A 13436-nucleotide genomic window follows, 5' to 3' on the forward strand; every position below is an offset into this window, starting at 1 on the left:
TATGAATCACCTCTATCATAAAGGTTGAGTCACACCTTACAAGCTACATACTTATTCATTTGATTTGCAAATTCTTTAATTACGTCTAAATCTAATTTAGAAACATCATCAGTGGTTCCCATTACGGTTTTAATTATTTTTTTTTCGAAGAAATTCATTTTTGAAGTAATAAGCTCTCCGCCAAACAAGCCGCTTGAAAGAGCAATATCGCGCAGTTCTTTCGGAAAAGCCCGTTCAAACTGTTCAACCGCCATTTCATTCTCTCGTATACAGCATAAGAAAAGGCCGATGTGTTTTGTAGCTAATACATCGAGGTTTCTTGCAATAAATTTCTTCTCTTTTCGTGAAATTTCACCGGCATGTATGGAAGCACCGATGATAATCGTATCGTATGGTGATAAAACTGGATGTGGTTGCACACGCAAATCGAGAATTTCGATATCACCTTCTAAGTTGTCACTTAATAAATGTGCCGCTTTTTCAGTTGTCCCATGAGAAGAAACAAAAACAATTAAAACCTTCATTTCAATCTCCCCCAACATAAAATAAAAAGTACTATTTCTAAGTCTATTTTACTACTATCTTTTTCCATTTTCTGTGATAAATTGGCGACAAAACCCAATAAATCTAATTAGTAATATGTCAATGATATTTTGGGCCTAAATACCCTACTTTTGTGAAAGTTTGGTGAATATAGGCTTATCCGCACCTTAATAATGGTATAATTATACATATTTTGTTAGAAATGGTTTGAAATTGTGAGATACAACAAAACAAATAGAATGCTTAGTCATTGGTTAGGAAGGTTATTTCCAAAGTCGTAATGAAAGTGTCACTATTACAAATGCTTATGATTTGGGAAGGGGAGATCATATGAATCATAACATTAGATTGATGATTATTGATAATCATCCTTTCGTTGTTGGAGCTATTAGTGATTATCTAGATAAAGTAGATGACTTCGAAGTAGTTGATAAGATACATGATGGAGCGAAAGTACTAAAATCTATTGAACAATGCAGACCTGATATCATTATTATGGACCCATGCTTAAAAAATGGAAAAGGGATAGATTTAGTTAAAACGATCAAAGATACATACAAAGATTCTATCAAAATTATTATATTTACAAGTTATCATTGTAACGAATTTATAAAAATTGCCTTCCAATTAGGTGTCCATGCCTTTTTAGTTAAAGACGAGCCCTTTGAAAAAGTGATTAATGCCATCAGGCAAAGCTATCTAGGTAATGTGTTGCTGCCTTTTCAATTATTAATGATTGATGGTGCACCACACTATTTAACGATGACTGAGATTGAAATTTTAAACCTTATTTCTAAAGAAAAAAACAACCAAGAAATCGCCAAAGAACTCCACATTAGTAAACGGACAGTGGAGTACCATCTTACTTCCATTTATCAGAAACTCGGCGTTTTTACACGTGTGGGTGCAATCATGAAAGGAATGGAAAAAGGGATCCTGTATTTATAACTTCATTCATTTATTCATAGTAAAAGAGACTGTGCCAGGCAGTCTCTTTTTTATATTTCGACACACCTCGCTTTTTGCGACACACCGCAATTAGAATTGTGCAAACCTGCACTGATTTTGTCGATATATACGGTTATTTGAAACGGCTAAAAAGATTATTATTAACTTGTAGATTTCATTAATACTCATTAAAGAGTTTGACCATTCTTTGGTAGGAGGTGAGCAATGTGATTAGTTTAGCATTAGCATTAGGATTAAACGTTGATTTACTAAGTGGTCTTACTGGACTTCTAGGTGGTCTATTAGGCGGACTTCTTGGCTAGTAAATAGGTAACAAACAAAATGCAAAAACACTCAGATAAAGTGCTTTTATTTAAAAGCTCTGCTAACGGCAGGAGGTGAGCTCATGATTAGTTTAGGTTTAGCTCTAGGTTTATCAGTTGATTTACTAAATGGTCTTGCTGGTCTTCTTGGTGGTTTATTAGGTGGATTACTATAATTTGGAATTATAATATTATATATTTGTTAAAAAAGCTGTTGATTCGTCAACAGCTTTTTTAATTTGTATAAATCCCCCCTCCCTTGGAAAAATAATCTTATTACTAACAAGGGGGATCACTTCCTATGTTCCGTCCAAGAAAACGCATTAAATTGGAAGAATTATTAAAATCCGAACAATCCCCAAACCAAGCAAAACCTAATAAAGAAAATCTCAGCACCGATTTATCAACGAATGACCGTAATTTAAGAGAAATTTTTAAAAACTGTGCCGATATCGTTTTTCGGACAATTAATATAGGTGGAAAAGAAAGGATACTGATTGTATACATAGATGGGATGTGCGATACAAAAACATTGGAAAACATCTTGCTAAAACCATTGTTATTCGAAGGCCTCCCTAATGGATTAAGTGAAGTGGGATCAATCGGACAGGTAATGGAACAGGAACTTGTAGCACTCACTTCTGTAAAAAAGGTAAATGACATCCAAAAAATAGTGAACGGTATATTACTAGCCAATATCGCTATTTTTGTTGAAGGCGAAGCAAGTGCTCTCCTCGCGGATTTAAAAAGTTTTGAAAAAAGAGGGGTTGAAGAACCGACAACTGAAGTATCCATACGTGGACCTCGAGATGGATTTACAGAGTCCTTAAGGACCAATACGACACTTATACGGAGAAGAATCCGAAGTGAAAAATTAAAAATAGAATCCTTTTCAATCGGAGAACTGACAAAAACAGATGTAGCCATTGTTTATATCGAAGGAATTGCACCGGAAACTCTTTTAAAAGAAGTTCGTTCAAGAATAAGTAGAATTAAAGTGGACGTGGCACTTGGGTCTGAGGTTATTGAAGAATTTATTGAAGACGAGCCCTATTCCCCCTTCCCACAAATCCAAAATACGGAGAGGCCGGACATTGCAGTTGCAAATTTGGCGGAAGGAAAAGTTCTGATTTTAGTTGATAATACACCTTTTAATCTCATCGTTCCGATGACATTTTGGAGTGGTTTGCAGTCTGTTGAAGATTATTATGAACGTTTTATTTACGCAACCTTTATTCGCATCATTCGATTTACTTTATTTAATATTTCCTTATTTTTGCCGTCACTCTATGTTGCTTTAACAACCTTTCATCCGAAATTGATACCAACAACACTCTTGATCAGTATTGCCGCTGCCCGCGAAAACGTGCCCTTCCCAGCCCTAATTGAGGCATTTTTAATGGAATTTGTGTTTGAAGGTCTAAGGGAAGCGGGGATTCGACTGCCAAAAGCAGTTGGGTCGGCGGTAAGTATTGTTGGCGCGCTGGTGATTGGCCAGGCTGCGGTACAAGCTGGAATTGTCTCCGCTCCGATGGTAATCATAGTTGCAGCTACCGGAATTGCCTCTTTTGCCATTCCACGCTACAATCTTGGAATCGCTACAAGAATGATTCGATTTGTTATGTTATTTCTAGCAGGGGCACTCGGTTTATACGGCATCGTGATTGGATTTATTGCGCTTACCATTCATTTAGTCAACCTCCGCTCTTTTGGGGTTCCGTATTTTTCCCCAGTTGCACCACAAATACCTAAAGATTTAAAGGACTTTGTTATTCGCTCGCCGCGATGGCTGCAAAAAAATAGACCAGCCTATACCGGAAGAAATAAAAAACGTATCCCAGAGGGACAGAAACCTGATCCAAGTCAATAGGTGGTGAATACGAATGAAACGAGAAAATTTATTCTGCTGGTTAATCTGCCTTCCTTTACTATTTACAACAGGCTGTTGGGATCGAAGAGAATTAAATGACCGTGCCATATGGCTGGCAACCGGTTGGGATTCATCTAAAAAAGGCATTGAAATAAGTGGTCAAATTGTAGTTCCCACTAATATTCAATCCCAAGGTGGCGGAGGAAGTGGAGGTACGGGTGGAGGTGGGGGCGGTGCTTTGCAGCCTTATTTTACGCTAACAAAAACAGGGGAAAATGTTGGAGATGTGTTAGATAAAATGCAAACAGAGCTTTCAAGAGAAGCATTTTTTAGCCAGCGTCGCGTCATTTTTTTAGGTGAAGAATTTGCTAGAAAAGGTCTAAAAAATACGATGGATGTAAATAATCGAAAGCCAGATATCGGGATTAGAACAGATATATTTGTTGTAAAAGGAAGCACCGCTAAAAAGGCATTAGATACACCTGGCGGGTATGAAAAAACCCCTGCTATTGCAGCACTAAAAAAGCATGAACAATTCGGTGGAAGAGGAGAGACTTCCTATTTAGAATTTCTAATTGCTGCAAACACTGAAGGAGTAACACCAACAATTCCGGCAATTGAAATAGATAAAAGTAAAGTGAATTCAAACCATTTACTGCGCATTGCTGGGTTAGCAATCTTTAATGAGGATCTTAAATTATTAGGATATATTGACGCCGAAGAAAAAAGGGATTTTCTTTGGCTATTAGGCGACCTAAATAAACGGACGGTTTGGTTAGCCTATGAAGATGGTAATGCAAGTATGGATTTATCAAAATTAAAAAGTAAAATTGTTCCTTACATTAGCAAAAACGGCCAAATTAAATTAGCAATCACGTTAAAAGGGATAGGAGATCTTTTTGAAAATAATACTCCTTTAAACCTGGATCGAACGAAAAATATTAAATTTATGGAAAAGGAGTTTGAAAAACATCTAGAAAAACAAATTTTACAAACGATTCATAAGGTGCAATCTGAATTTGGCGTTGATATTTTTGGTTTTGGAAATGTTGTCCATCAAAAACATCCAATCCATTGGAAGTCATTACAGGATAATTGGAACAAGCGTTTCGCCGAAGCTGATATTTCCGTAAAGGTCGATATAACAATCAAACATACAGGATTAGCAGGTCCTCCCATTTTGTTAAAGGAAAGTGAGATCAAGCAATGAAAATCTCGGGGCTTCAATTATTTTGGATTACGATCTCTTTTTTAACTGGAAATTTACTCTTGCTCACGATGGAGCCTTTAGCATATTTTGCTAAGCAGGATGCTTGGGTTTCTTTTATACTTGCTTCACTATTTGGTTTATTAATTGTTTTCATCTTTACGAAAGTCCGACTATTATATCCAAAGCAAAACCTAATTGAATTGAGCAAATCCATATTAGGAAAATGGCTTGGGATTATCGTGATAATTTCATACTTAATCCAATTATTCACAGTATTAGGGAACATTCTTGGTGAATTTGCTGTTTTCACGATTACCATTTTGCTCCCCAAAACACCAACATGGATATTGCTTTTAACGATACTGATGTTAATCATTTATTTAACCTTTAGCAGTGGAATTGAAGGAATTGCCAGATGTAGTGAAGTATTCGGGCCGATTATTATCTTTCTTGTCATTATTTTAACGCTGTTTTCCATTCAAAATATGGATTTAAAAAGAATTCTTCCAGTATTTGTTGATAATAGCCCTATAGCGATTCTTAAAGGAAGCCTGTATCCATTTTCGATTATTGGTGAAAGTGTGCTACTTGTCATTCTTCTTACTTTTACAGACCATCCCAAAGAAGGTGGAAAGAAAATAGCATGGGGGCTTTTATTGTCAACTGGTATTGGGACCATTGTGACCATGGCTGTTTTGTTGACATTGGGGCCGGGACTTGCCGCTAAACTAACCTATCCATTTTTTGATATGGTACGATATATCAATTTGCTTAACTTCGTCCAAAATTTAGAGATTGTTACGGTGTTAGCATGGATTCTTAGTGTTTTCATCAAATTATCAGTGTACTTTTTTATGGCATGCTACGGTACAGCTGGATTTTGTAAAATTAAGGATTGGCGAAAATTAGTTTGGATTGTAGCACCTTTTTCTTTTATTCTTGCTTATTATTTTTCAAAAGAAAACCTGCAGGGGTTAACATTTTTAAGTAATTTCTGGGTACCTTATATATTACCTATAAATATGGTCGGGATACCTATACTCTTATGGATTGTCGGCAGTTTACGAAATAAAGGTAAAGCAAAGAAACACCCCTGACAATGGTTAGTGTAACTCACATATCCATGCAAGGGGTTTTCTTTATTTATTCAACTTTAATAACGGCTTTGCGATGAGCGGAGCAATAATTGCTGCAAGTACTGCTTCAGCAATCCCATTGGTAACTAGTATGTACAAAATAGCTGGGAGCACCTCACTTACATCCATATTCATTGCGTTTGCATAGGGCTCTTTGTAAAAAAAGTAGGTCATACCCAGTACTAAGAAAGTGTTCGTCATTGCACCCAACAATGCTGCAATCCGCATGGACCAAGAAGCACCTACCTTTGATTTCTTTAAGGAATGATAAGCAAGACCCGCAATCACACCAATTAATATTCTTGGTAGTACAGATATTAATGGATTCGTAAAAATAAGCGGTGCGAGCGGACTTGTAGGTGCAACAAACGCTCTTATAAATGTGATTATTCCCCAAACACCGCCAACAATCGCTCCATTTACTGGACCAAATACAATTGCCGCGATGATGACTGTAACCGGAATAATCGTTAAACTAAGTGGCCCAACCGGGATATAACCGAGAAAAGGAATAAAGGTTTGCAAAATGATAATGGCAGTTAATACGCCTAAAATAGCAAGTCTAAATGTTTTACTGTGGTTAGAATTCATTTCAAATCTCCTGTCCTATTTGAGAAAATTCAAATTTATTTTCTATATACGATTATACAAAAAAGATATCCAAAAGCTAACTATTTGGACATCTTTTTTGTCTTAATTGATTATTTATTATATTTTCCAAACTCTTTTGTAGCATGAACCAGGGTTCAATTACTTCAAATAGTACGTCATTTTAGTATTTTAAAGTAAAAAAAAGCATCTGCCTAAGCAGATGCTTTTTTATTATTATCGATTTAACAAACTTCCTACATAGCGCAATAGCTCATTGGCAGATGTTGAATTATAGCCATATTCATCAATTAGTGTAGCAACGACCTCGTTGATTTTCTTAAGTTGCTGCTCATCTGGTGTTTTTGAGGATGTGGTAATTTTTACAATATCCTTCAAATCAGCGAACAGCTTTTTCTGGATTGCTTCGCGTAATCTTTCATGTGAGTTATAATCAAAGCGCTTCCCTTTCCTTGCATAGGCTGAAATTCTAATCAAGATTTCCTCACGGAATGCTTTTTTCGCATTTTCAGAGATTCCAATTTGCTCTTCAATTGAACGCATAAGTTTTTCATCTGGATTCATTTCTTCCCCTGTTAATGGATCGCGAATCTTATTCTTATTGCAGAAGGCCTCCACATTATCGAGATAATTATCCATAAGAGTCTTGGCTGATTCTTCATAAGAATATACGAAGGCTTTTTGAACTTCTTTCTTGGCAATCTCATCATACTCCCTACGGGCAACAGCAATGAAATTCATAAAGCGCTCGCGATCTTCATTAGAGATTGAAGCATGCTGGTCAAGTCCATCTTTTAAAGAACGTAATACATCCAGTGCATTAATCGACGGTGTTTCCTTACGGATGATGGCTGAAGAAATTCGATTGATGACATAGCGAGGGTCAATTCCCTTCATTCCTTCATCCACATATTCTTTACGCATTTCCTCAACATCAACATCATTAAAACCCTCAAGAATTTCTCCATCATAAAGCCTCATTTTCTTCACAAGATCGACTCCGGCTTTTTTGGAATCTTTTAAACGGGTTAAAATGGTAAACATGGCAGCGACCTTTAAAGTATGTGGGGCGATATGAACATGGGCCATTTCACTTTCATTTATCATTTTCTCATAAATCCGCTCTTCTTCACTATAACTTAGGTTGTAAGGAACAGGCATGACAATAATCCGTGAATGCAAGGCTTCGTTTTTCTTATTGGAGATAAATGAGCGATATTCCGCTTCATTTGTATGGGCGATAATTAATTCGTCTGCACTAATCAACGCAAAGCGGCCAGCTTTGAAATTTCCTTCTTGTGTCAGCGAGAGCAAATGCCATAGGAACTTTTCATCACATTTTAACATTTCCTGGAATTCCATCATTCCGCGATTTGCTTTATTTAACTCGCCGTCAAAGCGGTACGCACGCGGATCTGACTCAGAGCCGAATTCCGCAATCGTTGAAAAATCAATACTTCCAGTTAAATCGGCAATATCCTGTGATTTCGGATCAGACGGACTAAATGTACCAATCCCCACTCGCTTGTTTTCTGAAAAAAAGATTCTTTCAACCAATACATCCTCAATGCGGCCGCCGTATTCTTCTTCAAGCCTCATCATATTTAATGGTGAAAGATTTCCTTCAATCCGTATTCCATATTCCTTATGAAAATCGTCACGAAGATTTGGAGGTATTAAATGTAAAGGGTCTGCTTGCATACCATAAAGCAACCTCATTTATTGTTGATATAACGGGGGTTTCTAATTCAATAATATAAAAGCTACGAAAAAATACAAGTGGATTATCTTAAATCAATATGCCGTTTACATTTAGTGCACTGGTAAAGGTTATGTTCAATCTCCTTATGTTTTTTCAGCTTCCGGCATGTCTGGCAGCTTAAAGTGACATACCTTCCTGTGGATCCATCGCTCTCTTCATCTTCAAATACATCATCCTCTGAATCTCTGTCACTAGAAAACATTGCATAAGCAAAAGCGGTAATAAATGCGCCGGTGAAAAAGCTTGCAATATCCATGAAGTGATTCACTCCTTTTCGGCTAAGACAAATTCAATTCCTTTACTACTTTCCACTGGTAACACTCTATAAGCTTTATGGACGTTATAGTTATCTTGTAAACTTGATACCAGAGCGGACGAGTCAAGGCTCAGCTCAATCAAGAGAGCTGCAAGTGTTGTGGTCCTCATGTTGCAAGCTGTAGCAAGTCTCTTTAGTTTTGTTTCATAAGCGTTGGACAAACTTACATTCACACGATTTACTTTCTTACCTCCCAGCCCCTTCCCTTCTATCAAGATTTTTCATCCTCCTTTTCACTTTGTCTTGACAATTACCAATGTCAATCGTGTAACAGTGTTACAGTAAAGCTAGAGTGGAGGGAGGTTGAAACTCATAACTCCCCCAGCGTTCCTTTTTAAAGGAATTCTTTCATGCTCAATACTTTTACTGGTGACACCATTTCTTTTTTGCTTGTAAGACTGGTTTAACCATAAGGCATCTTCCCAACTATTCCATGGAGCTGCTGGAATTTCAGTGACGTCACTTCTTTTGTATTCCGAAATAATAACTTTAAAATCGTTTGTATGAGCAGCAACAAACATCATTAAGCGTATAATCTGATTTTTATCCAGTACCGTGCTATCGTGAAGTGAATTAATGTAATCACGATAAGCTGAGTCACACCTCAAAGTAGGCCTCCAAATTGTACCCATTTCGATATCCTCCTTTGATTTTGACGTCTATAATGACGTCCTTGATAAATGATATTTAATACAGTTTGTCCATTATTCACAATAATTCACAATAATTCACAATAATTTGTTTAAGTATGCGAAAATCGGCCAAGAATGGAACCAAGAAGTAAAGTAAATTAAGGAGGAGTTTATATGGTTTGGGGATGGAAAAAACCAAGATCTAAATACGGGAGGTTTATGGATGAACATGGAATTGAACAGGAAAAAATAATAAAGGGGGCAAAAATATCAAGAAATACAGTCTCTAAGCTATGCAATGATAAAGAGTACATACCAAGTCCAAAAACAATGAAAAAGGCAATAGATTTTGCTAAAAAAATAGACCCATTGAAAAAAATGGATGATTTTTTTGATATATAAAAAGCCTTACTTCTCTAAAAAAGTAGGGCTTTTTATAATATATCTAATTATTTATAAAATCTAGAAAAGAGATCTTTATAATTTTGAGGTGGTATGGGATCAACATTTGCACCAATTCTTTGATAATAACCATCTGCATACATTGCAGGAGAATCTAGAGAGTTTATTTTAAATATTAGAACATCTTTATCAAAATATTTAATTAGCCTTACATTTCTTGCTATTTGGTCACGGTATTCTGGATCCATTGGTTGTTGCTTTACTTTTTGAACTAGCTTTTGGAAGTACCTATCCAAATTTTCATGATATTTCTCAACCTCGCCATTTATACCAGTAATGTAATATCTATGGAACTGTGTAGGTTCAATATTGTATAGCTTATTAACTGACTTAGCATCGGATTGATTATCAGTTACGCCTACTAATACATAACCTACACTTTTAGGGCCGCTATTTGCCATTGCAGTGAGTGTCTTTATAACTTTATCAAAAGTTTTATCAGAAAAATCACCTGTTTTATGAGAATGAAATCCCAATTTAAAATCAAAACTAGCCTGTTCTGTGTTCGCTTGCATCAGTATTGTTTCAAATTCAGCAGACCATGTGTTAACCGCAGGATCTTCTACATCCTTTGAAAATGCTTTTCTCAAAATTCCTGCTAAAGCTTTAACATTATTTTCCCTTTCAATTGCGCTCCAGTTACCTCCACCAGAGCTTAATTTTATATGTTTATCTGCCACTCCATTTAACAAAACAATTAGCATATTCATATTACTAATTTTCATATTCTCACAGATAATTAATTCATATAAAGCTAAAAAAACAATTTGAAAGTACCTTGGAATTTTATCAAGTTTTGTATCAGAAAATATTAATTGATTAAATTTTTTATCACATAATCTTAGTATACTTCTTAGGTTATCATACACTTTTATAAATTGAGAACTTAGGACTTCAGGGGAAATTTTTTGTATGGCTGTTTCTAGTTCTGAGTATCTTCTATTTTCTAATCCTTTAAAACCATAAAATTCATCAAGTACCTGGCTGCTAGAACCGGGTTTATCTGGTAATGCCATATATGCTAATAAATCAGCTACTATTTCCTCATCCTTAGACTCTCTAACATTTTCTCTGCGTAAAATGCTATGGTCTACCCAAAAAATTGAATCAACGTTAATTCCATATTCTAATTCTTTATTTGTAATACTAATTAACTTCATGTCGTTAAGTAATAATTTATCCGAAAGAGTAACATCTCCTCTTATCTTATGAGATAAAGTTCTTACTAATTCGGGGAAGTAACCTATCGAGCCTGCTTGTCGTAATTCTTGTTTAGATAAATGTTTACCGTTCGAGTTAATTCTTCTAAATATTTCATCTGTTTGTTTCTGATTCTCTAATCTGTATACTGATAAGGGCATTACATACCCTGCAATCCTACTACAAATTTTCCTATCAATTTTTGGTGTCTTTTGCAGGAGTTTTCCTTTATCTAATAATAACTTTGTATCTGCTAATGTATCCAAATCAAAATATTGTCCGGATATATCAAATTCTCCTTCTATAAATGAACAAATGGCGTTTAGTCTTTGCATTCCATCAATAATTTCGTATGAATAGTCCTCTTCAATTTCCTTTGATTCTGCTAATAACACTAAAGGAACTGGATACCACTTTATTATAGAGTCAATAAAATCCTGTTTCTCTTCTATTGTCCAGACTAATTTCCTTTGATATCTTCTATTAACTGTAAACTTATTATTAAGATAATAATTATAGATTCTTTGTATATTTTCACCACGAATAGCTAAATCTTGTTTTGCACTCATTCCTTCCAACCCCATTTTACTATTTTTTAACATTTATGATTATTATAAACTATTTTTTTTTATCATCAACCTAAAATAGCAAAAATCAAGTTTCATAAACGACCATTTAACGAACTAATAAAACTCTTATAGGGTGTATTGTTAAAAATCAATACAAATAGTTCCAAAAACATTTCCCAAATCAAAGTTCTTGATAGATTTTAATTACCCCTTTTTGGTATAATCAAATAAGAACATTCATTCGATTCGTTAAGGGGTGTTTTTATGATTTTTGGTTATGCTCGTGTAAGTACGCAAGATCAGAATTTAGCAATGCAATTGGATGCTTTAGAAAAATACGGCTGTTGGCGCATTTTCGAAGAAAAGATAACCGGTACCCGAAAGGATCGTCCTCAGATGGAGGAAATGTTTAATTATCTTCGACCAGGCGATAAAGTTGTAGTTCATAAATTAGATCGTATTAGCCGCAGCACGAAACATTTAATCGAGCTGATGGAATACTTTCAACAAAATCAAATTGACTTTGTATCTATCAATGAAAATATAGATACGTCAACAGCAATGGGAAAGTTTGTTTTTAAAATGATGGCAAGTATTGCCGAATTGGAAAGAGACATCATAAGTGAACGTACAATAGGCGGATTACAGGCTGCAAGAGCCAGAGGAAGAAACGGCGGTAGACCTAAAAAGAGCCCTAAAAAACTAGAAATGGCATTTAGAATGTATGACAGTAAAGAATACTCCATAAAAGAAATATCAGAGGCTACTGGGATTGGAAAAACAACTCTTTATAGATACTTAAATGAACGAAAAGAAGCTATAAATTAGTCATATAAGGAGTGACTATAAAAATGAAGCAAGAAGGAATTGAAATCCCCATTGAGTATAGAAAAAGGGCATATGAAGCAGGAAAAATTGTCAACGAAATATATAAAAACGCCATAGACTTATTTGAAAAATGGGATGACCTACGCACGGAAGTCGTAGAACTACAGGAAGAAAATAAATTATTAAAAGAAGAAATTAAGTTATTACGTGAGAAACTACAAAATGAAAAGAGGAAGCTATAAACTAGCATCCTCTTTTACTTGTTTCTTATAAATCCATAGTTCAATTAATTTACCAATCCCTAAAAATATCATTCTGAATACTAGAACAAAAGCGATTGTAATAAATGCCAACCGTATCAACAGCTCACCTGCAGAACTCAATAATAAGTCAACAGTAATACCAATCTTACTATTGTCTAATTCAATATTTAATACAGGTTGTAATAAAACCACAGTAACAACACCGCCTGCGGCACCAGCAAAAAGAAAATACACCATCAAAATAATTTTATCGAAAATAAAATGAAGTTCTTCAAAATCAAAGAAAAACTTTAATCGATCTTTCCATATTTTTTTCATCCCTGTATACCTCCATCATTTAGGCAGCAAGTTTATTTATTTTTTCCTGAATACCCTCTAATATTGCCAATAATTTAATTACGTCATGATTTATTTTATCTTTATTATTTTCCTTTCTATTCAACTCATTTACATACCAGTTTATAAAGCTGTGTAGCATTGTAAAATGTTCTGCAGCAAAACAAACATCAAAATCTTTTTCTAATTTCTGAGCCTTAATCATATTTTCCAGAATTTCAATTAAACCTAAATAATGATCATACTTTTCTTTCCAGTCGGCTACATACGACTTTTTAAACCCTTTTTTGATGCTTTTTTTCATCAAATTCAAATGCGTAAACAAAACAGCAACTTCTTCATTTGTAAAACTAAATTTCACAGAAAATTCCTCCTCTTATTTTCGTTTCTAGTACGTATTTCGAACCAATCTAATGTATTTAGTCACGA

Annotated in this window: 15 protein-coding genes and 1 pseudogene; 7 read left to right on the top strand and 9 right to left on the bottom strand. The window is 35.0% G+C overall.

What is annotated here, in order from left to right; all coding sequences use genetic code 11:
* Positions 1 to 29: 29 nt before the first annotated feature.
* Complete coding sequence (locus ACNQFZ_RS06480; protein ID WP_458414508.1) at positions 30 to 524, bottom strand: flavodoxin domain-containing protein; 495 nt, start codon at positions 522 to 524, stop codon at positions 30 to 32.
* Positions 525 to 873: 349 nt separating this feature from the next.
* Here ACNQFZ_RS06480 and ACNQFZ_RS06485 point away from each other — a divergent pair, with 349 nt between their 5' ends.
* The 4 genes from ACNQFZ_RS06485 (at position 874) to ACNQFZ_RS06500 (ending at position 5991) form a co-directional block, all read left to right on the top strand.
* The gene (locus ACNQFZ_RS06485) at positions 874 to 1491 is read left to right on the top strand and encodes a response regulator transcription factor (protein ID WP_458414509.1); all 618 of its coding nucleotides are present in this window, start codon (positions 874 to 876) and stop codon (positions 1489 to 1491) included.
* Positions 1492 to 2115: 624 nt separating this feature from the next.
* Positions 2116 to 3684 (top strand): spore germination protein, encoded by a 1569-nt coding sequence (locus tag ACNQFZ_RS06490; protein ID WP_458414510.1) that lies wholly within the window; start codon positions 2116 to 2118, stop codon positions 3682 to 3684.
* Between the two features lie 13 nt (positions 3685 to 3697).
* Positions 3698 to 4894 carry a Ger(x)C family spore germination protein gene (locus ACNQFZ_RS06495; protein ID WP_458414511.1) on the top strand — a complete coding sequence of 399 codons (1197 nt, stop codon included), beginning with the start codon at positions 3698 to 3700 and terminating at the stop codon, positions 4892 to 4894.
* Positions 4891 to 5991, top strand: coding sequence for a GerAB/ArcD/ProY family transporter (locus tag ACNQFZ_RS06500; RefSeq protein ID WP_458414512.1), 1101 nt, complete (start codon positions 4891 to 4893; stop codon positions 5989 to 5991). Before ACNQFZ_RS06495 ends, ACNQFZ_RS06500 begins: the two co-directional genes overlap by 4 nt.
* A 42-nt stretch (positions 5992 to 6033) precedes the next feature.
* On the opposite strand, the gene ACNQFZ_RS06505 is transcribed toward ACNQFZ_RS06500, so the two are convergent.
* The 5 genes and pseudogenes from ACNQFZ_RS06505 to ACNQFZ_RS06525 form a co-directional block, all read right to left on the bottom strand.
* Entirely contained in the window at positions 6034 to 6621 is a 588-nt protein-coding gene (locus tag ACNQFZ_RS06505; RefSeq protein ID WP_458414513.1) for an ECF transporter S component, read from the bottom strand.
* A gap of 234 nt (positions 6622 to 6855) precedes the next feature.
* Positions 6856 to 8340, bottom strand: a pseudogene (locus ACNQFZ_RS06510) (PrkA family serine protein kinase); the annotation flags it as partial.
* Positions 8341 to 8423: 83 nt separating this feature from the next.
* Complete coding sequence (locus ACNQFZ_RS06515; RefSeq protein ID WP_458414514.1) at positions 8424 to 8657, bottom strand: hypothetical protein; 234 nt, start codon at positions 8655 to 8657, stop codon at positions 8424 to 8426.
* Between the two features lie 8 nt (positions 8658 to 8665).
* Positions 8666 to 8932 carry a hypothetical protein gene (locus tag ACNQFZ_RS06520; protein ID WP_458414515.1) on the bottom strand — a complete coding sequence of 89 codons (267 nt, stop codon included), beginning with the start codon at positions 8930 to 8932 and terminating at the stop codon, positions 8666 to 8668.
* A 72-nt stretch (positions 8933 to 9004) separates the two neighbouring features.
* Positions 9005 to 9349, bottom strand: coding sequence for a hypothetical protein (locus tag ACNQFZ_RS06525; protein ID WP_458414516.1), 345 nt, complete (start codon positions 9347 to 9349; stop codon positions 9005 to 9007).
* A 174-nt stretch (positions 9350 to 9523) separates the two neighbouring features.
* Here ACNQFZ_RS06525 and ACNQFZ_RS06530 point away from each other — a divergent pair, with 174 nt between their 5' ends.
* Positions 9524 to 9751: a helix-turn-helix domain-containing protein gene (locus tag ACNQFZ_RS06530; RefSeq protein WP_458414517.1), complete on the top strand. Its 228-nt coding sequence runs from the start codon at positions 9524 to 9526 to the stop codon at positions 9749 to 9751.
* Positions 9752 to 9798: 47 nt separating this feature from the next.
* Here ACNQFZ_RS06530 and ACNQFZ_RS06535 read toward each other — a convergent pair whose 3' ends face one another.
* Positions 9799 to 11580, bottom strand: a complete 1782-nt coding sequence (locus ACNQFZ_RS06535) for a GmrSD restriction endonuclease domain-containing protein (RefSeq protein ID WP_458414518.1) — start codon at positions 11578 to 11580, stop codon at positions 9799 to 9801.
* 264 nt (positions 11581 to 11844) lie between these two features.
* On the opposite strand from ACNQFZ_RS06535, the gene ACNQFZ_RS06540 reads away from it, so the two are divergent.
* Together ACNQFZ_RS06540 and ACNQFZ_RS06545 are read left to right on the top strand one after the other, a co-directional pair.
* Positions 11845 to 12408, top strand: a complete 564-nt coding sequence (locus tag ACNQFZ_RS06540) for a recombinase family protein (RefSeq protein WP_458414519.1) — start codon at positions 11845 to 11847, stop codon at positions 12406 to 12408.
* 23 nt (positions 12409 to 12431) lie between these two features.
* The gene (locus ACNQFZ_RS06545) at positions 12432 to 12650 is read left to right on the top strand and encodes a hypothetical protein (protein WP_458414520.1); all 219 of its coding nucleotides are present in this window, start codon (positions 12432 to 12434) and stop codon (positions 12648 to 12650) included.
* On the opposite strand, the gene ACNQFZ_RS06550 is transcribed toward ACNQFZ_RS06545, so the two are convergent.
* Together ACNQFZ_RS06550 and ACNQFZ_RS06555 are read right to left on the bottom strand one after the other, a co-directional pair.
* Positions 12645 to 12989, bottom strand: coding sequence for a hypothetical protein (locus tag ACNQFZ_RS06550; protein WP_458414521.1), 345 nt, complete (start codon positions 12987 to 12989; stop codon positions 12645 to 12647). The two genes, ACNQFZ_RS06545 and ACNQFZ_RS06550, sit on opposite strands and share 6 nt — an antisense overlap.
* A gap of 19 nt (positions 12990 to 13008) precedes the next feature.
* Positions 13009 to 13368: a hypothetical protein gene (locus ACNQFZ_RS06555; protein ID WP_458414522.1), complete on the bottom strand. Its 360-nt coding sequence runs from the start codon at positions 13366 to 13368 to the stop codon at positions 13009 to 13011.
* Positions 13369 to 13436: the final 68 nt, after the last annotated feature.

Source organism: Schinkia acidoalkalinis (assembly GCF_054301215.1).

Coding starts and splice junctions, on each gene's coding strand:
- ACNQFZ_RS06480 (WP_458414508.1), bottom strand. CDS start 524: ATGAAGGTTTTAATTGTTTTTGTTTCTTCTCATGGGACAACTGAAAAA.
- ACNQFZ_RS06485 (WP_458414509.1), top strand. CDS start 874: ATGAATCATAACATTAGATTGATGATTATTGATAATCATCCTTTCGTT.
- ACNQFZ_RS06490 (WP_458414510.1), top strand. CDS start 2,116: ATGTTCCGTCCAAGAAAACGCATTAAATTGGAAGAATTATTAAAATCC.
- ACNQFZ_RS06495 (WP_458414511.1), top strand. CDS start 3,698: ATGAAACGAGAAAATTTATTCTGCTGGTTAATCTGCCTTCCTTTACTA.
- ACNQFZ_RS06500 (WP_458414512.1), top strand. CDS start 4,891: ATGAAAATCTCGGGGCTTCAATTATTTTGGATTACGATCTCTTTTTTA.
- ACNQFZ_RS06505 (WP_458414513.1), bottom strand. CDS start 6,621: ATGAATTCTAACCACAGTAAAACATTTAGACTTGCTATTTTAGGCGTA.
- ACNQFZ_RS06515 (WP_458414514.1), bottom strand. CDS start 8,657: ATGGATATTGCAAGCTTTTTCACCGGCGCATTTATTACCGCTTTTGCT.
- ACNQFZ_RS06525 (WP_458414516.1), bottom strand. CDS start 9,349: ATGGGTACAATTTGGAGGCCTACTTTGAGGTGTGACTCAGCTTATCGT.
- ACNQFZ_RS06530 (WP_458414517.1), top strand. CDS start 9,524: ATGGTTTGGGGATGGAAAAAACCAAGATCTAAATACGGGAGGTTTATG.
- ACNQFZ_RS06535 (WP_458414518.1), bottom strand. CDS start 11,580: ATGAGTGCAAAACAAGATTTAGCTATTCGTGGTGAAAATATACAAAGA.
- ACNQFZ_RS06540 (WP_458414519.1), top strand. CDS start 11,845: ATGATTTTTGGTTATGCTCGTGTAAGTACGCAAGATCAGAATTTAGCA.
- ACNQFZ_RS06545 (WP_458414520.1), top strand. CDS start 12,432: ATGAAGCAAGAAGGAATTGAAATCCCCATTGAGTATAGAAAAAGGGCA.
- ACNQFZ_RS06550 (WP_458414521.1), bottom strand. CDS start 12,989: ATGAAAAAAATATGGAAAGATCGATTAAAGTTTTTCTTTGATTTTGAA.